Here is a 20,263-nt window from a genome sequence, read left to right as displayed (position 1 = left end):
GCTCCCGGTCAGGCGGCGCCGAGCGCTTCCAGTTCGGCCACGGCGTCCGGTGGCAGGTAGAACCCGGCCGAGGCGATGTTCTCGTGCAGGTGCTCCACCGACGACGTCCCCGGGATGAGCAGGATGTTCGGCGAGCGCTTCAGCAGCCACGAGAGCGCCACCGTCAGCCGGGACACGTGCAGCCGGTCCGCGACCCGGTCGAGCGTCGCGTAGTCGATCGGCGAGAACCCGCCGAGTGGGAAGTACGGCACGTAGGCGATGCCCTGCTCCGCCGTCGCCTCGACCAGTGCCTCGTCCTCCCGTCGCGCCACGTTGAACATGTTCTGCACGCACACCACCGGGGCGATGCCCTGCGCTTCCGCGAGCTGCTCCGCCGTCACCGTCGAGACGCCGAGGTGGCGGATGAGGCCCTGCTGCCGGAGCTCCGCGAGCGCCTCGAACTGCGGCGCCAGGCTGCCGGGCTCCGGCGCGTCGAAGCCACCGACCCGGAGGTTCACGACCTCGAGCTGCTCGAGCCCGAGTGTCCGGAGGTCGTCGTGCACCTGCTCGACCAGCTGCTCGGGTTCCCGCGCCTGGGGCCACCGCCCCTTGTCGTCCCGCCGGGTGCCGACCTTCGTCACGATGTGCAGTTCCTCGGGGTACGGGTGCAGGGCCTCGCGGATGAGTTCGTTCGTGACGTGCGGGCCGTAGAAGTCGGCCGTGTCGATGTGGGTGATGCCGGCGTCCACCACCGCGCGGAGGACCCGGACCGCTTCGTCGTGGTCCTTCGGCGGGCCGAAGACGTTCGGGCCGGCGAGCTGCATGGCGCCGTACCCGAACCGGGTCAGCTCGAGGTCGTCGGCGAGGCGGTAGGTGCCACCGGGGAGCGGAGTGCTGGCGTCGTCGGTCATGCCCCGAAGCATGCGCTGCGATCCCCCGCGCCAGCCGTGGCAGGTCGTCCCCCGGTCACCGAGCGCCGTCGCGGGACCGGCGTCGGGTGGCGGACGCATCCCCCATCGGCCGGGAGGCACGGTGCGGGCCCGCACCGTGCCTCCCGGCCGACAGACGGCGTGGCCCGTCAGGCCGCGCCGATCGCGTCCAGCTCGGCCACCGCGTCCGCCGGCAGGTCGAACCCGGCCGACGCGACGTTGTCGCGCAGGTGCGCGACCGACGAGGTGCCCGGGATCAGGAGGATGTTCGGCGAGCGCTGCAGCAGCCACGACAGGGCCACGGTGAGCCGGGAGACCCCGAGCCGGTCGGCGACCGCGTCGAGCGCACCCGACTGGATCGGCGAGAAGCCGCCGAGCGGGAAGTACGGCACGTAGGCGATGCCCTGCGCGGCGGTGGCGTCCACGAGGGCGTCGTCCTCGCGGCGGGCCACGTTGTACATGTTCTGCACGCAGACCACCGGGGCGATCGTCTGCGCCTCGGCGAGCTGCTCGGCGTTCACCGTGGAGAGTCCGAGGTGCCCGATCAGCCCCTGCTGCTGCAGTTCGGCGAGCGCCTCGAACTGCGGCGCGATGCTGCCCGGCTCGGGAGCGTCGAAGCCGCCCATCCGGAGGTTCACCACGTCGAGTCGTTCGAGCCCGAGGTTCCGGAGGTTGTCGTGCACCTGCTCGACGAGTTCGTGCGGCTCGCGGGCGTGCGGCCAGCCACCGTCGGCGTCGCGGCGGGCGCCGACCTTCGTCACGAGGTGCAGGTCCTCGGGGTAGGGGTGCAGGGCCTCGCGGATCACCTCGTTCGTCACGTGCGGACCGTAGAAGTCGGACGTGTCGATGTGGGTGATGCCGAGCTCGACGACGGTGCGGAGCACCCGGACGGCTTCGTCGCGGTCGGCGGGCGGACCGAAGACGCCGGGTCCGGCGAGCTGCATGGCGCCGTACCCGACTCGGGTGAGTTCGAGGTCGTCGGCGAGGCGGTACGTGCCGCCGGGGAGGGTCGTGTTCGTCATGGACACCACGATGCGCGCGTGCTGCTCCGGCCGGCAGTCCCCTCGCGTCCCTGGGACCACGGGGACCAGGATCGCCCGCGCGGCGCGGTCGTAGCATCGGGACCGTGGATGACAACACCCTCGGCGAGTACCTCCGCGCCCGGCGTGCGCTGGTGCGCCCCGAGGACGCCGGCATCCGGGTGACCGGGGTCCGGCGGACGCCGGGGCTCCGGCGTGAGGAGGTGGCGACGCTCGCCGGCATCAGTGCCGACTACTACCTGCGGCTGGAGCAGGGACGGGACCGGAACCCGTCCGTGCAGGTCCTCGACGCACTCGCGCGGGTGTTCGGCCTCGACGGGGTCGCCCGCGACTACCTGCACGGCTTGGCGGGGGCCTCGCCGGCACCACGCCGTCGGGCGACCCGCGCGGAACGGGTGCCGACCGGGACGCTGCAGTTGCTCGACGTCATCGGCCTGCCTGCCTTCGTCGAGGACCGCGCTTTCGACGTCCTCGCGGCGAACGCCCTCGCCACCGAGCTCGCCCCCGGGCTGCGGGCGGGCGAGAACCGGCTCCGCACGATGTTCCTCGACGACGCGGAGACCGCGCGGTACCCGGACTGGCAGGACCAGATGGCGGGCATGGTCGCGGCCTTCCGGGCATCCATCGGCACCGACGTGCAGGAGCCAGCCGTCACCGCGCTCGTCGGCGAGCTGTCCCTCGGCAGTGAGGACTTCCGGCGCCTGTGGGCACGCCACGACGTCCGGCCGCTGAGCGGTGCCGCGGTGCGCATGTGGCACCCGGAGGTCGGCGCACTGGAGCTGCGTCGGGAGAAGCTCGGCATCGGTGGCACGGACGGGCAGCTCCTCGTGGTGCACCACGCGGAGCCCGGGTCGGCCTCGGCGCAGGGGTTGGCGGTGCTGGCGTCGCTCGCGGCGGCACGGGTGGCGTCCCGGCTCGAGGAGCGGACGGCCGGCGGCGCCGCGGACTGACCTGCTCGCCGCGCGGCCGTTGCGGAACGACAGCACCTATGTCGTACGACGACGACCGCGTCGTTCCGTCTCCACGCCGACCGCCAGCGCACGCAACGAACGACACCACCGATGTCGTACGACAACGGTCCCGTCGTTCGACGGCGGCGCGGCCGGCGGCGCCGCGAGTGACCGGCCGCACGCTCCCTACCGCCGCGCGGGCTTCGGGAACGTCGACCGCATGTGGTCCGAGGTGAGCACGTCCCCGATCCCGATCATCAGCAGCGAGAACACGATCTGTTCGATGACCATCCAGAACGGGTAGAGCCCGGGGATCGCCGCGACGACGAGCGTGACGATCGGGAAGATCCGGCTGAACAACCGCAGCCGCTGGTAGGCCCAGTAGTACCCGAGCTGCGCCCGCCACGCGAACACGTAGAGCGTCAGCGTGATGAGCAGCACGACGGTGGCACGGAACCACACCGCCCACGGCACGGTCTCCCCCGCGCGCGTCAGCAGGACGGCGACGACGATCGCGGTGAGGCCGACGACCGTCTCGGCGACGAGCAGCCAGCGGATCCAGCGGAACGAGCGGACGGTGTCGGGGTGCTCGAGCATGTCCTCGCGGATGACGTACCCGGCCTGCCGACCGCCGGCGAGCCGGTCGAGCCGCAGGCGGCACCACAGCCGGTCGGCGGCGGCGCCGAGGCCGTTGCTGGGGAGGGTCACCAGACCATGGTGCCGCATCCGACGGGGCAGTCGTGCACCTAGCCTCCCGTCCGGTGCGTGGCGTCGACGGCCCGGAGGCACGGCGCGGCTCCCGCGCGTCGCGCATCGCCTTCGCTCCCGTCCCGTGCTCGGCCCGCCGTGGCCGGCACGGCTTCGCCGTTCAGACGGGCAGGAGCACCGCGGACGCGACGACCGCGCCGCCCTTCCCACGCAGCTCGAGGGCACGGACGGGGTCGGGCAGCCGGTCGGCGTCCGCCGCGCCGAGCACGAACCCCACGCCCCGCATGTCCGGACTGACGGCGCCGAGGACCTCTTCGCCACCGCGCGTCGAGGTGAGGACGGCGCTCGTCGCGGCCTCGGGCAGACTCCTGGCCCCGACGATCGTGACCGTCAGGGTGTCGCCGTCGGTGACGAGGACCGTCACCTTGCCGACCGGACTCCCGTCGGGAGCGGTGAGCGTGCCCGCGACCGGTGGGACGCGACGCCACCAGGGTTCGACGGCGGCGTCGCTCGGCGAGACGTCCTCGGACGGGTCCTGTGCAGGTGCCGCCGGCGCGCCGAGCGCGTTCGACGGCGACAGCGCCCCTCCGGACCCGCCCGGCTCGGTCGTCGTCCCCGGCGGCGAGGCCTCCGTCAGGGTCGTCGTGGCGGCGCCGATCGACGGCTCGTCGGGAGCGCCGCGTTGCACGACCGCGATCGCGATGACCGCTGAGACGGCGAGCAGCACGACGGCTCCCCCGATGAGGGACACCCGCCGCCTGCTCGCCATCGGTGTGTCAGCGCTTGCGGCGCTCGCGCACTCGCATGTTGACGTTGATCGGCGTGCCCTCGAAGCCCCAGACCTCGCGGAGGCGCCGGGTGATGAAGCGGCGGTACTGCGGGTCGAGGAAGCCGGTCGTGAACAGGACGAACGTCGGCGGCTGGCTCGAGGCCTGGGTGCCGAACAGGATGCGGGGCTGCTTGCCGCCGCGGACCGGGTGCGGGTGCTCCTGCACGAGCTCGGCGATGAAGGCGTTGACCTTGCCCGTCGGGATGCGGGTGTCCCACGAGTCGAGGGCGGTCTCGAGCGCGGGCACGAGCTTCTCGAGGTGTCGACCGGTGCGCGCCGAGATGTTCACACGCGGTGCCCACGCGACGTGCGCGAGGTCCTGTTCGATCTCGCGCTCGAGGTAGCGGCGGCGGTCGTCGTCGAGCAGGTCCCACTTGTTGTACGCGAGGACCAGCGCACGGCCGGACTCGAGCACGAGGTCGATGATGCGGAGGTCCTGCACGGAGATCGGCTCGGTGACGTCGAGGACGACGACGGCGACCTCGGCCTTCTCGAGTGCCGCGGTGGTGCGGAGCGAGGCGTAGAAGTCGGCGCCCTGCTGCAGGTGCACGCGCTTCCGGATGCCGGCGGTGTCGACGAAGCGCCAGACCCGTCCGCCGAGCTCGACCTGCTCGTCCACCGGGTCGCGGGTGGTGCCGGAGAGCTCGTTGACGACGACGCGCTCCTCGCCCGCGGCCTTGTTGAGCAGCGAGCTCTTGCCGACGTTCGGGCGGCCGAGGATCGCGACGCGACGGGGTCCGCCGACCTCCTGCTTGGCGACCGCCGAGGTGTCCGGGAGGGTCTTCACGATGAGGTCGAGGAGGTCCGCGACGCCACGGCCGTGCAGCGCGGAGACCGGGTGCGGCTCGCCGAGTCCGAGGTTCCAGAGCTCGTAGGCGTCGAGGTCGCGGCGGTCGTCGTCGGACTTGTTCGCGACGACGATGACCGGACGGTCGGTGCCGCGGAGCATCTTCACGACGTGCTCGTCGGTGGCGGTGATGCCGACGGTGACGTCGACGACGAAGAGCACGGCGTCGGCGAGGTCGATCGCGACCTCGGCCTGCGCGGCGACGGAGGCGTTGATGCCCTTCGCGTCGGGCTCCCACCCGCCGGTGTCGACGAGGGTGAACCGCTTGTCGTTCCACTCGGCCTTGTAGCTCACGCGGTCGCGGGTGACGCCCGGGACGTCCTGCACGACGGCCTCGCGGCGACCGAGGATGCGGTTGACGAGCGCCGACTTGCCGACGTTCGGCCGCCCGACGATCGCGAGCACCGGCAGCGCCGGCAGGAGGTAGGTGCCGTCCTCGCCGATCTCGGCGGCGTCGAGGAGCGCAACGTCCTCGTCGTCGAGCTCGTAGTCCTCGAGCCCGGCGCGGAGCGCGGTCGTCCGCTGCTCCGCCTCGGTCTCGTCGAGATGGGCGAGCCGCTCGCCGAGGGCGGCGTCGTACTCGGGGAACTCGTCGTTCGCCGGGTTGTCGTTGTCCAGCTGGGCCATGGTGTGGGTTCCTCGCGTGCGGCCCGGTGGCCGCGGGTGATCAGTTCGTGGCCGTGCTTCGGGCCAGCTCGACGACCGCCTGCACGGTCTGGTCGAAGTCGAGGTCGGTGGAGTCGAGCGTCGTGACGCCGTCCGCGGCGTTCATGAAGTCGACGACCTTCGCGTCCGCGGCGTCCCGACGGGCGAGTGCTGCGGAGGTCTCGGCGGCCGACTGGGTCGTGACCTCGGCCGAGCGCCTGGCCATCCTAACCGACTCGTCCGCCGTGAGCAGGATGCGGACCTCGGCGTCGGGTGCGACGACCGTCGTGATGTCCCGCCCCTCGGTGATGATGCCCTGCGCGTCCGTGCGGCGCATGACCTGCCGGAAGAGCTGCACGAGCCGCTGCCGGACCTCGGGGAGCTTCGCGATGTGCGCGACCGCGCCGGTGACCTCGGGGGTGCGGATCGCGTCGGTGACGTCGGTCCCGTTCACCCGGACGAAGTAGTCGTCGGGGTCGGTGCCGATCTCGTAGTCGAAGGTGTCCCAGCTGGCGAGCACGGCCGCGGCGTCGTCGAGGTCGACCTGCTGCTGCAGAGCGTGCCAGGCCAGCGCGCGGTAGGCCGCGCCGGTGTCCTGGTAGCCGAAGCCGAGCGCACGGGCGGCGGCACGGGACACGCTCGACTTGCCGCTGCCCGCGGGGCCGTCGACCGCCACCACGAACTTGGCGACGAAGGCACCGTCGGGCAGGCCGGAGGGGACCGGCGCGCTCGTGGAACCCGGCTCGCCCCCGCCCTGGCCGTCGAGGCCGCCCGCGATGTCGCCGCCGCCCAGCGGACCGGGCTGGTCGCCGGGCGTGGGGAGCCCCGAGTCGGGTCCGTCCGGACCGCCGGTCACGCCGGAGTCCTGCACCGCTCGGTTCGTGTCGTCGTTCAGGCCCATGCTGCTGCGATCCTCCATCCGCGCCCCTCGAGTTCCTCGACGAGTCGCTGTTCCTGCTCGGGCACGACCGACACCTCGACGATGCCGATCTGCGCGCCCGGTGAGTGCTCGAGGCGCATGTCCTCGAGGTTGATGCCGATCTCCCCGATGAACGTGAGGAGCGCGGCGATCTGCCCAGGGGTGTCGTCGACGAGGACGACCACCTGGGCGAAGCGCTTGGTGGTGCCGTGCTTGCCCGGGAGTCGCTCGACCCCGCGGTTGCCGGCCGCGATCGCCTCTGCGAGGGCGCGGGGCGACCCCGATCCGTGCGGGTCGTCGAGCGCGGCGAGCACGCGGTCGAGGTCGTCGCGGAGGTCGGCGAGCACCGGCCGGATGCGCTCGGCGTTCGCGCCGATGATCTGCACCCACAGCCCGGGGTCGCTCGCCGCGATCCGGGTGACGTCCCGCACCCCGCCACCGGCGAGGCCGAGCGAGCCGTCCGGGGCGTCGCGGAGCCGGGCGGCCATCAGTGTCGACACGAGCTGCGGCGTGTGCGAGACGTACGCGACGGCGAGGTCGTGCGACTCCGGGTCCATCGGCACCACGGTCGCCCCGAGGTCGAGCGCGAGGTCCTCGACCACCGCGGCCTGCTGGTACGTGATGTCGTCGTGCCCGGCGATCACCCAGGGCTGCCCCACGAAGAGGTCGGCGCGGGCCGCCGTGGGACCGCTGCGCTCCCGCCCGGCCATCGGGTGCGACCCGATGTACCGGGAGACGTCGGCGCCCGCCGCCCGGAGTGCCGCGAGCGGCCCGGACTTCACGCTGGCGACGTCGGTGACGACCGCGCCCGGGTGGGCCGTGAGCTCGCGCTCGACGACGGTCGCGACGACGTCCGGCGGGACCGCGACCACGACGAGCTCGGGAGTGTCGCCGTCCGCGGGTCGGCGCCCGGCGCCGTAGTCCACGGCGAGCGCCAGCGCGGCGGGCGACACGTCGTCGAGGACGACGTCCACACCCTTCTCGCGCAGCGCCAGGCCGATCGACGCGCCGAGGAGACCGGCACCGACCACGCGCACGGGTCCGCGGAGCCGCCGGTCGATGTCCGGTTCGGCGAGCGGGGCGGGGGCGTCGGTCACCCGGCAATCCTACCGACGCCTCAGTCCGTGGACTCCTCGTCCGCGTCGCCCTGTGGAGAGCCCGATGCGTCGCGCGCGATGGCGAGGAGCTTGCCGAGCTCCACGGTGCTGAGTTCCCGCGTCTTGCCGATCGGCAGGCTCCCGAGGTGCAGCGGCCCGAACGAGCGTCGGACGAGTTCGAGCACCGGGTGCCCGACCTCGTCGAACATCCGACGGACGATGCGGTTGCGGCCGGAGTGCAGCGTGACCTCGACGAGCGACTCCCCACGGGAGGACTCGAGCAGCCGCACCTTGTCGGCGGCGATCGGCCCGTCCTCGAGCTCGACGCCGTCGAGCAGTCGCTGCACGGTCGCCGGGTTGACGTTCCCGTGCACCTTCGCGATGTAGGTCTTCGTCACCCCGAACGACGGGTGTGCGAGCACGTGCGCGAGGTCGCCGTCGTTCGTCAGGACGATGAGCCCCGAGGTCTCGGCGTCGAGCCGGCCGACGTTGAACAGGCGCTCCTCGTACCGGTCGACGAACTCGGACAGGTCGCGGCGTCCCCGCTCGTCCTGCAGGCTCGACACGATGCCGACCGGCTTGTTCAGGACCACGTACCGCCGGGAGGTGTCGATCTGCACCGGCACCCCGTCCACCGCGATCGCGTCGGACTCCGGGTCGACCCGACGACCGAGGGCCTCCACGACCTCGCCGTTCACCGTCACCCGTCCCTCCACGATGAGGTTCTCCGCGACGCGGCGAGATGCCACGCCCGCAGCGGCGATCACCTTCTGCAGGCGCTCACCGTCGGCCTGGAGGCTCGGCGCGGCCCCGGCGGTCGCCGTTCCGTCCGCCGCGTCCCAGTCGGGGATGATCGGGCGCTCGGGCGTGCCCTCGAGGGGCTGGCCGTGCTGGTCGCGGGCACCCTCGGGCTCCGGGGTCGTGCGACGGTCGGTGCCGCGGGGGCCGACTGTCCGTCGCGTGTCGGCGCCCCGCGGACGGTCGCCGTTCCGCGCGGTCGTGGTGCCGCCGACGTAGCGGCGGCCGTTGTGCCAGACGGTGCTGGGCCTGCCGTCCGGGGACCGACGGTCCTCGCGGGCCGGGTCGCGGCGGCGGTCGTCGTCACGGCGGGGAGCGCTCTTGCGGTCGTCACGGCCGCGGTACCCACCGCCCGACGTGCCACGGTCGTCGCGGCCCCGGTGGCCCCCGCGGTCGGCGTCACGCCGGTCGTCGCGGCCCCGGTACCCGCCGCCCTGCCGGTCGTCACGGCCCCGGTACCCACCGCCCGACGTGCCACGGTCGTCGCGGCCCCGGTACCCACCGCCCGACGTGCCACGGTCGTCGCGGCCGCGGTACCCACCGCCCTGCCGGTCGTCGCGGCCGCGGTACTCACCGCCCTGCCGGTCGTCACGGCCGCGGTACCCACCGCGGTCGTCGTCGCGGCGGACGAAGCCCCCGCGCTCGCCCTGCCGGCGGTCGTCGTCGCGGCTCACGAACCGCCCGCGATCGCCGCCGGACCGCTCGTCACGGCCGCGGTACCCACCACCGGACGACGGACGCTCATCACGCCCGCGGTACCCACCACCGGACGACGGACGCTCATCACGCCCGCGGTACCCATCAGCCGCGCCACGGTCGTCCCGGCGCTCGTACCCACCGCGGTCACCGCGGTCACCGCGGTCTCCGCGGTCACCGCGCTCGTCACGCCCACGGTACCCACCGCGGTCGCCACGCTCGTCGCGGCCCCCGCCGCCGAACCGGCCACCCGCCCGGCCGGAGCCGGCGTTGCGGTCGCGTGACGGGCCTCCAGGTCGACCGGACCCGCCTCGCGGGCCTCGACGTTCTTCCTCATGCGCGGCCATCGGGGATCCCTTCGTTCTGCCCGAAGCCGTCCGCACCGTCGTCCAGGAGGGGCGAGATGAGCGGCAGCTCGTCGAGCGAGTTGATGCCGAGCTGCTGCAGGAGCAGGTCGGACGTGACGTAGTTGATGGCACCGGTCTCGGCGTCGGTGAACGACTCCTCGATGAGGCCGCGCGCGACGAGCGTCCGGACGACCCCGTCGACGTTCACCGCCCGGATCGAGGCGATCTGCGAGCGCGTGATCGGCTGCTTGTAGGCGACCACCGCGAGGGTCTCGAGCGCCGCCTGCGACAGCCGCGAGGGGCGCTCCTGCTCGACGAACTGCTCGACGACGTCGTCCAGCTCCTGGCGGACGTAGAAGCGCCAGCCGCCGCCGACCTCGCGGAGCTCGAAGCCCCGCCGGACCGTCCCGTCCACACCGTCGAAGTCGGCGACGAGCCGCTCGATCGCCTGGCGGACCGCGGGCACGGGCGCGCCGACGGCGGCACCGAGCGCGACGAGCGACTGCGGCTCGTCCGCGATCATGAGGATCGCCTCGAGCTGCCGGTCGACGGGGAGCTCCGGCCGGGCGGCACGGTCGTGCGCCTCGTGGATCTCCTGCTCGATGGCGCGGGCGTCTGCCAGCTCGTCCGCGCCGCCGGGTTCGGCGCTCGACGAGTCGCGGGCGTGACCGTGCGCGTGGCCGTGCGCGTCATCCGTCATAGTCGGCTCCCAGGTTGGCGAGGCTCTCGTCGGACCAGTCCTCGGCGGTCCAGCGGAGCAGCAGTTCCCCGAGCGGCTCGACCTGCTCGAACGTGATGGACGCGTTGCGGTACAGCTCGAGGATCGCGAGGAAACGAGCCACCACGATACCCGTCTCGTGCACGCCGGCGACCAGCTCCCGGAACGAGACGTCCTCGTCGGCCCGGGTGCGGAGGATCGACACCACGATCGCGGCCTGTTCCCGGATGCTGACGAGCGGCGCGTGCAGGTGGTCGAGTCCGACGGTCGGGATCTCCCGCGGGGCGAACGCCAGGGTCGCGAGCGTGGCGAAGTCCTGCAGCGAGAGCGTCCAGACGAGCTCGGGGGTGCGGGCGCGGAACCGCTCCTCGAGTCGGACGCTCCGGACGTGCCGACGCGACTCCTCGGTCCAGCGCGACCCGAACCAGTCCGCCGCCTGCTTGAACGCCCGGTACTGGAGCAGTCGGGCGAACAGGAGGTCGCGGGCCTCCAGGAGCGCCACGTCCTCGGCGTCGACGAGCTCCCCCTGGGGCAGGAGCCCCGCGATCTTCAGGTCGAGCAGGGTGGCCGCGACGACGAGGAACTCGCTCGCCTCGTCGAGTTCGTCGGCGGACTCGGCCTGGCGGACGTAGGCGATGAACTCCCCCGTCACGGCGCCGAGCGACACCTCGGTGATGTCGAGCTCGTGCTTCGTGATGAGCGACAGGAGCAGGTCGAACGGGCCGTCGAAGTTCGACAGGCGGACGCGGAAGCCCGGGGCCGTCTGCGTGCCCGCCGGCGCGACGGCGGTGCGGTCAGGGTCCTCCGGCTCAGGCGACGGCGCCACGCTCGACGAGCTCCCGTGCGAGCTGCCGGTACGCGTGCGCGGCGGCGTGGTCGGGCGCGGTCTGCGTGATCGGCCGCGCCGAGACCGTGGCGTCCGGGAACTTCACCGTGCGCCCGATGACCGTGTCGAGCACCCGGTCGTCGAACGTCTCGACGACGCGCTCCATGACCTCGCGCGAGTGCAGGGTCCGCGAGTCGTACATCGTCGCGAGGATGCCGTCGAGCCGCAGCGCCGGGTTCAGCCGGTCTCGCACCTTGTCGATCGTCTCGATGAGGAGCGCGACACCGCGCAGCGCGAAGAACTCGCACTCGAGCGGGATGAGCACCCCGTGCGCCGCCGTCAGCGCGTTCACGGTCAGCAGGCCGAGCGAGGGCTGGCAGTCCACGAGGATGACGTCGTAGTCGTTCGCGACCTTCCGGAGGACGCTCGCGAGGATCTGCTCCCGCGCGACCTCGTTCACGAGGTGGACCTCGGCCGCGGACAGGTCGATGTTCGCCGGGATGACGTCGAGGTACGGCGTGTTCGTCGGCTGGATGACCTCGCGCGGGTCCTTCACGGCACCCATCAGCAGGTCGTAGACCGTCGGGATGTCGTGCGTGCGGACCCCGAGCCCGGCGGACAGCGCGCCCTGCGGGTCGAAGTCGACGGCGAGGACCTTCCGCCCGTACTCTGCGAGCGCCGCCCCGAGGTTGATCGACGTCGTGGTCTTGCCGACGCCGCCCTTCTGGTTGCACAGCGCGATGATGCGTGCCGGCCCGTGCTGGTCGAGCTCCTCCGGGATCGCGAACTGCCGGACGGGTCGCCCCGTCGGACCGAAGGTGGTCTCGCCGGTTCCGGGGTTCGTCAACGGGTTCGTGCTCACGCGCCCCATGCTACCGGCGACCCGACGCTCCCCCGGGTGCACCGCCGGTGGCGCACCGGACCCGCCGCGCCACCGACGCGACCCGCCCTGCGGGCACGCGCCGTGCCTCCCGGCCGGCCGTGGACCCCACCACGCGCACGTGGCGACCCGACTTGGAGGCCCGGATCACGCTGGGCGGATCGCCACCCGCATGCTGTCCACGCGGTCCGCGATCAGCGGGTCGGTCGACCAGCGCGCCTGCAGCCGACCGACGAGCTCCTGCACCGCGGCCTGGTCGAGACCGGGGTGCAGTGCGAGGCCGACCGTGAGCTCGGCGCCCTGGAAACGGCCGAGCGGATCCCCGGGGGCGAGCTCGACCCGCGCGACGGCGCGCTCCCCCGCCACCGAATCGGCGAAGGCCTGCGCGACCGCGGGGTCCTCGAAGCAGGGCGTCCACGGGAGGTCCTGCCCGAGCGACCACACTGCGGGACGGCGCAGCACGAACTCGGTGGGAGCGGTGGGGTCGAGCACGACGAGCTGCGTGTCCTCGCTCGCGGCCGCCATCGCCACGCGGCGGGACTCGACCGGCACCGGACGGGCCTCCGGGTCCCAGGAGCGCATGGCGTCGACGGAGGTGAACGCGGGCATCACCGCACGGCCGTCAGGCCCGGCGACCGTGACGATGGAGAGCTCCTGCGTCTTGTCGACGAGCTTGCCGGTGTCGGTGTGGCCGACGTCCCCCGCCTCGGCGACGAGCGGGATGAGGAGCCGCGCGGTCCGTAGTGCGTCGACGACCCCCGACTGCGAGGCCCCGTCGGCGACCGCACGGATCGCCGCGACGAGCCTCGGGTCGGCGAGGCCGTCGTCGTCCTCGAACGCCGTGTCGTGGTGGTCGAACGTCCGGCCGGACCAGGGGTTGCCGGCCGAGTCAGCGGCGCCGCCGGGGGTGTGGGCGTCGTCGGGGCCGGTGCCGCGGCCGTCCTCGGGGTCCGGACCGGTACCGCGGCCGTTCGAGATGCCCGACACGGTGGCTACGCCGAGGCGATCTCGAGCGCTGCGGGGAGCGTAAACGCCCCGGAGTAGAGCGCCTTGCCGATGATCGCGCCCTCGAGGCCGTGCGGCACGAGGGCCCGCAGGGCGACCAGGTCGTCGAGGGTCGAGATGCCGCCGGACGCCACCACGGGCTTGTCGGTGCGCTCGCACACCTGGCGGAGCAGGTCGACGTTCGGGCCCTGCAGGGTGCCGTCCTTCGTGACGTCGGTCACGACGTACCGCGCGCAGCCCGCGGCCTCGAGGCGGTCGAGGACCTCCCACAGGTCGCCCGCGTCCTCGGTCCAGCCGCGGCTCGCGAGGGTCGTGCCGCGGACGTCGAGGCCGACCGCGATCTGCTCGCCGTACTGGCCGATGACGCGGTCCGCCCACTCCGGGTCCTCGAGCGCTGCCGTCCCGAGGTTCACCCGGGCGGCACCGGTCGCGAGCGCCGCCTCGAGCGAGGCGTCGTCGCGGATGCCGCCGGAGAGCTCGACCGCGACGCCCTCGACCTCGCGGACCGCGCGGGCGATGACCTCGCGGTTGTCACCGCGACCGAACGCGGCGTCGAGGTCGACGAGGTGGATCCACTCGGCACCCTGGTCGCGCCACGTCCGGGCAGCGGTGACCGGGTCGCCGTAGGAGGTCTCGCTCCCTGCCTCGCCCTGGGTCAGGCGCACGGCCTGGCCGTCGACGACGTCCACGGCGGGCAGGAGGACGAGGGGCTGGGATGCGGTGCGGTCGGTCATGGTCCTGTCGGGGTCGCGGGGTCGTCGGGTCTCGGGCGCGTCAGAGGGCCTGGACCCAGTTGCGGAGCAGCTGGATGCCGGCCTCGCCGGACTTCTCCGGGTGGAACTGGGTCGCGGTGAGGGGGCCGTTCTCCACCGCGGCGACGAACCGCTGCCCGTGCTCCGCCCAGGTGAGCTTCGGCTGCCGGAAGGGGCCGTACGCCTCGAGCGGGAAGTCGGTCACGCCGTAGGAGTGCACGAAGTAGAACCGCTCGTCCCGCAGTCCGTCGAACAGCACCGAGTCCTCCGGCGCCTCGACCGTGTTCCACCCCATGTGCGGCAGGACCTCGGCCTGGATCTCCTCGACGGTGCCGGGCCACTGCGCGAGACCCTCGACGTCGACGCCACGCTCGACACCGCGCGAGAACAGCACCTGCATACCGACGCAGATGCCGAGCACGGGACGGCCACCGGCCAGGCGGTGGTCGACGATCTCGCCGCCGCGGACGGACTCGAGCTGGTCGACGACCGCGCCGAACGCGCCGACGCCCGGCACGAGCAGGCCGTCGGCCTCGAGCGCGGTGCGCTTGTCCGCGCTGAGCGTGACCTCGGCGCCCGCGCGTTCGAGGGCCTTGGCCGCCGAGTGGACGTTGCCCGAGCCGTAGTCGAGGACGACGACGTTCGGCTTCGCGGTCACAGGGTGCCCTTCGTGCTCGGGATGCCGTCGACGCGGGGGTCGAGCTCGACGGCCTTCCGCACGGCACGGGCGAACGCCTTGAACTCGGCCTCGGCGATGTGGTGCGGGTCTCGCCCGCCGAGGACCCGCACGTGCACCGTGATGCCGGCGTTGAGCGTGATCGCCTCGAAGACGTGGCGGACCAGCGAGCCGGTGAAGTGCCCGCCGATCCGGTGGAACGCGAAGCCCTCGGGCTCGCCGGTGTGCACGAGGAACGGGCGACCCGACACGTCGACGACTGCCTGCGCGAGGGCTTCGTCGAGCGGGACCAGTGCGTCGCCGTAGCGGCCGATGCCGGACCGGTCGCCGAGGGCCTGACGGAGCGCCTGCCCGAGCACGATGCCGGTGTCCTCGACGGTGTGGTGCGCGTCGATGTCGGTGTCACCGGTCGAGCGCACGCGGAGGTCGATCAGCGAGTGCTTGCTGAACGCCGTGAGCATGTGGTCGAAGAACGGCACGCTCGTCGAGATGTCGGAGGAGCCGGTGCCGTCGAGGTCGAGCTCCAGCTCGATGCTCGACTCGCTCGTGCTCCGGCTGATCGAGGCGGTGCGGGCGGTCATGCGTCAACCCTAACCGGGGGCTGGACCGCGGCCACGCGGCGCATGGCGTCGAGGAACGCAGTCGTCTCCTCTTCCGTCCCCGCGCTGACGCGGAGGTGGTTGGGGATCCCGAGGTCGCGCACGATGACGTCCTCGTCGAGCAGCGCCTCGAACGCGGCGTGCGGGTCCGCGACACCGCCGAACAGCACGAAGTTCGACCACGACTCGTAGGTGCGGTACCCCATCCCCTGGAGCTCGGTGATCATCCGGTCGCGCTGCTGCTTGATGTCGTCCACCATCGCGAGCATCGCCGGGGCGTGCCGGAGGGCTGCCACCGCGGCCGCCTGGGTCAGGGCGGACAGGTGGTACGGGAGGCGGACGAGCCGGAGCGCGTCGATCACCGCCGGGTGCGCGGCGAGGTACCCCACCCGTGCGCCCGCGAACGCGAACGCCTTGCTCATGGTGCGCGAGACGACGAGCCGCTCGCGAGCCGGCAGGAGCGTGAGGGCGCTCGGGGCGTCGTCGGGCATGAACTCGGCGTACGCCTCGTCGACCATGACGATCCCGTCGGTCGCGTCGTACGCTGCCGCGATCGTCTCGATCGGCAGGGGCGTGCCCGTCGGGTTGTTCGGTCCGCAGAGGAACACGATGTCGGGCTGGTGCTCGGCGATCGCGGCGGTCACCGTCTCGGGCGAGATGCCGAACTCGGCGTCGCGCTCGGCGGGGATCCACCGCGTGCCGGTGCCGGACGCCAGGATCGAGTGCATCGAGTACGTGGGCGGGAAGCCCAGCACCCTCCGACCCGGGCCACCGAAGGCCTGGAGGAGCTGCTGCAGCACCTCGTTCGACCCGTTCGCTGCCCAGAGCTGCTCGGGCGTCAGTCGCGCGGCCCCTTCGAGTCCCCCGTTGAGGTAACCGGTCAGCGACCGACGGAGCTCGGTGAACTCGCGGTCCGGGTAGCGGTTCACGGTGGCGAGCGCCTGCCGGATCGACGCGACGATGTCGTCGGCGACCTCGGCCGGGACGGGATGCGTGTTCTCGTTGACGTTCAGCTGGACGCGCACGTGCTTCTGCGGAGCGCCGTAGGGGCTCTGACCGCGCAGGTCGTCTCGGATCGGGAGGTCTTCGAGCGTGAATGCCACCGATCCATCGTAGGCCGCTCGGACTGCTCGGAGACCGGCCGTCCGGACGGTTGCCGTGCGGCGCGCGGGATCTCCTCTCCGCGTTCGTGCGCAGGGACCTCCGTCGCGCGACCGTGCGCTGGGCCTACTTCGCGTCGGCCTACTTTCCGTCTGTCTACTTCGCGGCGACGTACTTCGCAGGGATCGCGATCTTCTCGCCCGCCTGGAGTCCCGCGCCGTCGAGCGCGTTGAGCGTCACCACGTCCTGCACGAAGTCGCGCGGGTCGGCGTTGGGAGCGGTCTCCTCCGCCAGCTGCCACAGCGTCTCACCGGGCTGGATCGTGACGGTCTCGAAGTGCGCGGACCCGGACCCCGAGGCGTCGCCGGCGGAGGCGCGTCCGCCGTTGAGGACTGCGAGCGCGACGATCAGCAGGATCGGGAGCGCGGCGAGGGTCGTGAAGACGATCCGCCCGCGGCGCGTCAGGCGCAGGCGCGTACGCACGGCGGGAGCTGCGTGACGCTGGGGCTCAGCGATGGCGAGGGTGCTCATGTCGTTCTTGCCTTCCCGTTCGGTGATCCGAAGTCGTGCACCGAACATAGTTTCGAACCGGTGGCTGCACAAGTCCCCAGGGAGGATTTCTGCAGGGATTTCTCGCGACACGCTCGAACGAATGTTTGTCCGGGCATCGGCGGTCGGATACTGTTTCGACCGACTGGGACAAGTCAAGCGGGGACCACCGACATTCCCGCCGGGCCGTGTCCCGCACCGACGAAGGGTGAGACGACGTGGCGGACGAACTGCGCGGACAGAAGCCGCTGACGCCGAAGCAGCAGGCGATCCTCGACGCCATCCGCGCGTCGATCGCCAGCCGGGGCTACCCGCCGAGCATGCGGGAGATCGGCGACGCGGCCGGGCTCTCCTCGCTCTCGAGCGTCTCCCACCAGCTCGGACAGCTCGAGCTCGGGGGCTGGATCCGTCGCGACCCGAACCGCCCCCGCGCGCTCGAGGTCCTGGTCGACGAGCCCAGCGCCGAAGCCGACGGGCCCGACGTCGACGCGACCACGCTCGTGCCGCTCGTCGGCCGCATCGCCGCGGGTGTCCCGATCACGGCCGAACAGCACGTCGACGAGATCATCCCGCTGCCCCGCCAGCTCGTCGGCACGGGAGACCTCTTCATGCTCAAGGTGGTCGGTGAGTCGATGATCGACGCCGCCATCTGCGACGGGGACTGGGTGGTCGTCCGCTCACAGCAGACCGCCGAGAACGGTGACGTCGTCGCGGCCATGCTCGACGAGGAAGCCACCGTCAAGGTGTTCCGGCAGCGCGACGGTCACACGTGGCTGCTCCCCCGCAACTCCGCGTTCGAGCCGATCCTCGGCGACGCCGCCACCGTGCTCGGCAAGGTCGTCGCGGTCCTCCGCTCGATCTGACGCGCTGCGTCGACGCCGCCGCGCGCTGCCCGTGAGCCGCGGCGGTTCCGAAACCACGAAACCGACATCGAACCAGTCCTCGAGGCTGGTTCGATGTCGGTTTCGTGGTTCGAAGCAGTGGTGAGCGGACCCGCCGGACGCGCGCCGTGCCTCCAGGCCGGGGCGCGCCTGCGCGTCAGGACGCGACGGGCGTGACGACGAACGGGTCGAGCTCCGCGACCTGCCGCTGGAACACCCGCACCTGCAGTCGGGTGCCGTCCTCCACGTAGTCGACCGACTCCACCGCACCCGCGTCGTGCAGCGACGACACCAGGTCCCCTCGGTCGTACGGGATCACCACGGTGAGCGACACGTCGGGCTCGGGCAGTCGGTCCTCGATCGCGGCGAGGAGCTCCGGGATGCCCTCACCGGTGCGGGCGGACACGAACACGGCATCCGGTACGAGACCGCGGAGCACGAGCCGCTGCGACTCGTCGACCAGGTCCGCCTTGTTGAACGCGACGATCTCGGGGATCTCCCGGGCGCCCACGTCGCCGATGACCTCGCGGACCGTCGCGAGCTGTGCGGCGGGGTCGGGGTGCGACCCGTCGACCACGTGCACGATGACGTCGGCCTCGCCCACTTCCTCGAGGGTGGACCGGAACGCCTCGACCAGCTGGTGCGGGAGGTTCCGCACGAACCCGACCGTGTCGACGAAGGTGAACTCACGGCCCTTGGCGGAGTTCGTGCGTCGGACGGTCGCGTCGAGGGTGGCGAACAGCTGGTTCTGCACCAGCACGCCCGCGCTCGTCAGACGGTTGAGGAGCGACGACTTGCCGGCGTTGGTGTATCCGGCGATCGCGACGCTCGGGACGTCGTTGCGGTGTCGGTCGGCGCGCTTGGCCTCCCGCGCGGGGCGGAACCCGGCGATCTGTCGACGGAGCTTCGACATCCGCGTGTGGATGCGGCGACGGTCGAGCTCGATCTTCGTCTCACCAGGGCCACGGGAACCCATGCCCGCACCGCCGGAGACCTGACCACCGGCCTGCCGGGACATCGACTCACCCCAACCGCGGAGACGCGGGAGGAGGTACTGCAGCTGCGCGAGTTCGACCTGGGCCTTGCCCTCGCGGGTCTTGGCGTGCTGGCTGAAGATGTCGAGGATCACGGCCGTGCGGTCGATCACCTTCACCTTCACGACGTCCTCGAGCGCACGACGCTGGGAGGGCGCGAGCTCGGTGTCCGCGATCACGGTGTCGGCTCCGGTGGCCTTGACCACCATCGCCAGCTCCTCGGCCTTGCCCTTGCCGAGGTAGGTCGCGGGGTCCGGCGTCGGCCGGCGCTGCAGGAGCCCGTCGAGCACGACGGCGCCGGCGGTCTCGGCGAGGGCGGCGAGCTCGCGGAGGGAGTTCTCCGCGTCCTGGGCGTCACCCTGCGGGTACACACCGATGAGGACGACCTGCTCGAGCCGGAGCTGCCGGTACTCGACCTCGGTGACGTCCTCGAGTTCGGTGGAGAGGCCCGTGACACGGCGCAGGGCTGCACGGTCCTCGCGGTCGTACTGGTCGCCGTCGCCCGTCCAGCCGTGGTCGTCCACGGAGCGGGTCTGGATCGCCTGGGCCGGGGCGAAGATCGATGAGGTGGCGCGCTGGTCGGCGTTGCGCAGCACGCGCTCGACGACACCGTCGGCGCTGTCGTCGTGGGACTGGTGGTTCTGCTGAGGGGTATCCGTCATCCTGTCCACAGGGTACCGCCGCCACGCCCGGGACACACGGGTGAGACGCTACGGTTCATCCATGGCGAACGACCACTACTTCTCCGCCAACCCCTCGTCGGAGGTCCGCGAGCGCCAGGTGCACGTCACGCTCGCCGGTCGCGCCCTCACCCTCTCGACCGCTGCCGGCGTGTTCAGCCCGGACGGGGTCGACCGCGGCACGAAGGTCCTGCTCGGCTCAGTGCCGCCGCCGGCCACCGACGGCGCACTCCTCGACGTCGGGTGCGGCTGGGGTCCGATCGCGATCACGATGGCGCTGGAGTCGCCCGACGCACAGGTCTGGGGCGTGGACGTCAACGAGCGCGTCCTCGGGCTCGCGCGGGCGAACGCGGCGACCGCCGGGGCGACGAACGTCACCGTGGCGCTCCCGGACGAGGTCCCCGCCGACCTCCGCTTCCGGACGATCTGGTCGAACCCGCCGATCCGTGTCGGCAAGGACGAACTGCACGACATCCTGCTGACGTGGCTCCCCCGGCTCGAGGTCGGTGGAGAGGCCTGGCTGGTCGTCTCGAAGGACCTCGGCGGCGACTCGCTCCAACGGTGGTTGCGCGATGCGCTCGGGTCCGACTTCACCGTGTCGCGGGCATCGACGGACAAGGGGTTCCGGGTCATCCGCGTGCACCGGGGCGCGTAGCGCGCGATCCGGACTGGAGGCGCGACCCACCGGATCGAAGTCGCGCACGTCCCACGGGCCTCCCGGCTGCGGCGGGGCCGCACCGTCGGTCCCGTGCGCGCGCACGTCACGATCCGCACGACG

At 72.5% G+C, this 20,263-nt stretch carries 22 protein-coding genes and 1 pseudogene; 3 read left to right on the top strand and 20 right to left on the bottom strand.

The features are described 5' to 3' along the window. Positions 1-8: 8 nt before the first annotated feature. Complete coding sequence (locus ACRQ4C_RS06260) at positions 9-890, bottom strand: oxidoreductase (RefSeq protein ID WP_439690503.1); 882 nt, start codon at positions 888-890, stop codon at positions 9-11. A gap of 167 nt (positions 891-1,057) precedes the next feature. Beyond that, on the bottom strand, positions 1,058-1,930 hold the full coding sequence (locus ACRQ4C_RS06255) for an oxidoreductase (RefSeq protein WP_439690502.1): 873 nt from the start codon (positions 1,928-1,930) through the stop codon (positions 1,058-1,060). Between the two features lie 104 nt (positions 1,931-2,034). On the opposite strand from ACRQ4C_RS06255, the gene ACRQ4C_RS06250 reads away from it, so the two are divergent. Next, on the top strand, positions 2,035-2,898 hold the full coding sequence (locus ACRQ4C_RS06250; RefSeq protein WP_439690501.1) for a helix-turn-helix domain-containing protein: 864 nt from the start codon (positions 2,035-2,037) through the stop codon (positions 2,896-2,898). 186 nt (positions 2,899-3,084) lie between these two features. Here ACRQ4C_RS06250 and ACRQ4C_RS06245 read toward each other — a convergent pair whose 3' ends face one another. The 16 genes from ACRQ4C_RS06245 to ACRQ4C_RS06170 all read right to left on the bottom strand — a co-directional run bounded on the left by ACRQ4C_RS06245 (position 3,085) and on the right by ACRQ4C_RS06170 (position 16,872). Then, positions 3,085-3,606, bottom strand: a complete 522-nt coding sequence (locus ACRQ4C_RS06245; RefSeq protein ID WP_400409678.1) for a hypothetical protein — start codon at positions 3,604-3,606, stop codon at positions 3,085-3,087. A 160-nt stretch (positions 3,607-3,766) separates the two neighbouring features. Continuing rightward, positions 3,767-4,357, bottom strand: a complete 591-nt coding sequence (locus ACRQ4C_RS06240) for a hypothetical protein (protein WP_439690500.1) — start codon at positions 4,355-4,357, stop codon at positions 3,767-3,769. Positions 4,358-4,382: 25 nt separating this feature from the next. After that, positions 4,383-5,909 (bottom strand): ribosome biogenesis GTPase Der, encoded by a 1,527-nt coding sequence (der, locus tag ACRQ4C_RS06235; RefSeq protein ID WP_290132277.1) that lies wholly within the window; start codon positions 5,907-5,909, stop codon positions 4,383-4,385. 40 nt (positions 5,910-5,949) lie between these two features. Beyond that, complete coding sequence (cmk, locus tag ACRQ4C_RS06230; RefSeq protein ID WP_290134263.1) at positions 5,950-6,606, bottom strand: (d)CMP kinase; 657 nt, start codon at positions 6,604-6,606, stop codon at positions 5,950-5,952. A gap of 212 nt (positions 6,607-6,818) precedes the next feature. Next, the gene (locus tag ACRQ4C_RS06225) at positions 6,819-7,943 is read right to left on the bottom strand and encodes a prephenate dehydrogenase (RefSeq protein WP_439690499.1); all 1,125 of its coding nucleotides are present in this window, start codon (positions 7,941-7,943) and stop codon (positions 6,819-6,821) included. A 20-nt stretch (positions 7,944-7,963) separates the two neighbouring features. Continuing rightward, on the bottom strand, positions 7,964-8,719 hold the full coding sequence (locus ACRQ4C_RS06220) for a pseudouridine synthase (RefSeq protein WP_290134264.1): 756 nt from the start codon (positions 8,717-8,719) through the stop codon (positions 7,964-7,966). 692 nt (positions 8,720-9,411) lie between these two features. Then, positions 9,412-9,774, bottom strand: coding sequence for a hypothetical protein (locus tag ACRQ4C_RS06215; protein WP_439690498.1), 363 nt, complete (start codon positions 9,772-9,774; stop codon positions 9,412-9,414). Beyond that, positions 9,771-10,484, bottom strand: coding sequence for an SMC-Scp complex subunit ScpB (scpB, locus tag ACRQ4C_RS06210; RefSeq protein WP_290132280.1), 714 nt, complete (start codon positions 10,482-10,484; stop codon positions 9,771-9,773). The genes ACRQ4C_RS06215 and scpB overlap by 4 nt, the downstream gene beginning before the upstream one ends. Continuing rightward, complete coding sequence (locus tag ACRQ4C_RS06205; RefSeq protein ID WP_439690497.1) at positions 10,474-11,328, bottom strand: segregation and condensation protein A; 855 nt, start codon at positions 11,326-11,328, stop codon at positions 10,474-10,476. The genes scpB and ACRQ4C_RS06205 overlap by 11 nt, the downstream gene beginning before the upstream one ends. Beyond that, positions 11,312-12,199, bottom strand: a complete 888-nt coding sequence (locus ACRQ4C_RS06200) for a ParA family protein (RefSeq protein ID WP_400409695.1) — start codon at positions 12,197-12,199, stop codon at positions 11,312-11,314. The genes ACRQ4C_RS06205 and ACRQ4C_RS06200 overlap by 17 nt, the downstream gene beginning before the upstream one ends. A 156-nt stretch (positions 12,200-12,355) precedes the next feature. Next, positions 12,356-13,195 (bottom strand): SseB family protein, encoded by an 840-nt coding sequence (locus ACRQ4C_RS06195; protein ID WP_439690496.1) that lies wholly within the window; start codon positions 13,193-13,195, stop codon positions 12,356-12,358. Positions 13,196-13,200: 5 nt separating this feature from the next. Then, positions 13,201-13,947: a bifunctional 1-(5-phosphoribosyl)-5-((5-phosphoribosylamino)methylideneamino)imidazole-4-carboxamide isomerase/phosphoribosylanthranilate isomerase PriA gene (priA, locus tag ACRQ4C_RS06190; RefSeq protein ID WP_290132283.1), complete on the bottom strand. Its 747-nt coding sequence runs from the start codon at positions 13,945-13,947 to the stop codon at positions 13,201-13,203. 40 nt (positions 13,948-13,987) lie between these two features. Continuing rightward, the gene (gene hisH, locus ACRQ4C_RS06185) at positions 13,988-14,623 is read right to left on the bottom strand and encodes an imidazole glycerol phosphate synthase subunit HisH (protein WP_290132284.1); all 636 of its coding nucleotides are present in this window, start codon (positions 14,621-14,623) and stop codon (positions 13,988-13,990) included. Next, a complete protein-coding gene (hisB, locus tag ACRQ4C_RS06180; protein WP_439690495.1) occupies positions 14,620-15,222 on the bottom strand; it encodes an imidazoleglycerol-phosphate dehydratase HisB in 603 nt (200 codons plus the stop codon). The genes hisH and hisB overlap by 4 nt, the downstream gene beginning before the upstream one ends. Next, entirely contained in the window at positions 15,219-16,343 is a 1,125-nt protein-coding gene (locus tag ACRQ4C_RS06175; RefSeq protein ID WP_439690494.1) for a histidinol-phosphate transaminase, read from the bottom strand. Before ACRQ4C_RS06175 ends, hisB begins: the two co-directional genes overlap by 4 nt. Before the next feature lie 154 nt (positions 16,344-16,497). After that, the gene (locus ACRQ4C_RS06170; protein ID WP_439690493.1) at positions 16,498-16,872 is read right to left on the bottom strand and encodes a hypothetical protein; all 375 of its coding nucleotides are present in this window, start codon (positions 16,870-16,872) and stop codon (positions 16,498-16,500) included. 236 nt (positions 16,873-17,108) lie between these two features. Between ACRQ4C_RS06170 and lexA the strand changes: the two genes are divergently transcribed. After that, positions 17,109-17,753, top strand: a complete 645-nt coding sequence (gene lexA / locus ACRQ4C_RS06165; protein WP_439690492.1) for a transcriptional repressor LexA — start codon at positions 17,109-17,111, stop codon at positions 17,751-17,753. Between the two features lie 175 nt (positions 17,754-17,928). On the opposite strand, the gene ACRQ4C_RS06160 is transcribed toward lexA, so the two are convergent. Both ACRQ4C_RS06160 and hflX read right to left on the bottom strand, forming a co-directional pair. Next, on the bottom strand, positions 17,929-18,177 hold the full coding sequence (locus ACRQ4C_RS06160; RefSeq protein ID WP_439690878.1) for a hypothetical protein: 249 nt from the start codon (positions 18,175-18,177) through the stop codon (positions 17,929-17,931). A gap of 3 nt (positions 18,178-18,180) precedes the next feature. After that, positions 18,181-19,269, bottom strand: a pseudogene (gene hflX / locus ACRQ4C_RS06155) (GTPase HflX); the annotation flags it as partial. Positions 19,270-19,528: 259 nt separating this feature from the next. Here hflX and ACRQ4C_RS06150 point away from each other — a divergent pair. After that, positions 19,529-20,140 carry a class I SAM-dependent methyltransferase gene (locus ACRQ4C_RS06150; RefSeq protein ID WP_439690491.1) on the top strand — a complete coding sequence of 204 codons (612 nt, stop codon included), beginning with the start codon at positions 19,529-19,531 and terminating at the stop codon, positions 20,138-20,140. Positions 20,141-20,263: the final 123 nt, after the last annotated feature.

The organism is Curtobacterium sp. SP.BCp, from assembly GCF_051903255.1.
In the GTDB taxonomy this organism is placed as follows: Bacteria; Actinomycetota; Actinomycetes; order Actinomycetales; family Microbacteriaceae; genus Curtobacterium.
This window is presented reverse-complemented; position numbering and strand designations above follow the sequence as displayed.

Coding starts and splice junctions, on each gene's coding strand:
- ACRQ4C_RS06260 (WP_439690503.1), bottom strand. CDS start 890: ATGACCGACGACGCCAGCACTCCGCTCCCCGGTGGCACCTACCGCCTC.
- ACRQ4C_RS06255 (WP_439690502.1), bottom strand. CDS start 1,930: ATGACGAACACGACCCTCCCCGGCGGCACGTACCGCCTCGCCGACGAC.
- der (WP_290132277.1), bottom strand. CDS start 5,909: ATGGCCCAGCTGGACAACGACAACCCGGCGAACGACGAGTTCCCCGAG.
- ACRQ4C_RS06215 (WP_439690498.1), bottom strand. CDS start 9,774: ATGAGGAAGAACGTCGAGGCCCGCGAGGCGGGTCCGGTCGACCTGGAG.
- scpB (WP_290132280.1), bottom strand. CDS start 10,484: ATGACGGATGACGCGCACGGCCACGCGCACGGTCACGCCCGCGACTCG.
- ACRQ4C_RS06200 (WP_400409695.1), bottom strand. CDS start 12,199: ATGGGGCGCGTGAGCACGAACCCGTTGACGAACCCCGGAACCGGCGAG.
- priA (WP_290132283.1), bottom strand. CDS start 13,947: ATGACCGACCGCACCGCATCCCAGCCCCTCGTCCTCCTGCCCGCCGTG.
- hisB (WP_439690495.1), bottom strand. CDS start 15,222: ATGACCGCCCGCACCGCCTCGATCAGCCGGAGCACGAGCGAGTCGAGC.
- ACRQ4C_RS06170 (WP_439690493.1), bottom strand. CDS start 16,872: ATGAGCACCCTCGCCATCGCTGAGCCCCAGCGTCACGCAGCTCCCGCC.
- ACRQ4C_RS06150 (WP_439690491.1), top strand. CDS start 19,529: ATGGCGAACGACCACTACTTCTCCGCCAACCCCTCGTCGGAGGTCCGC.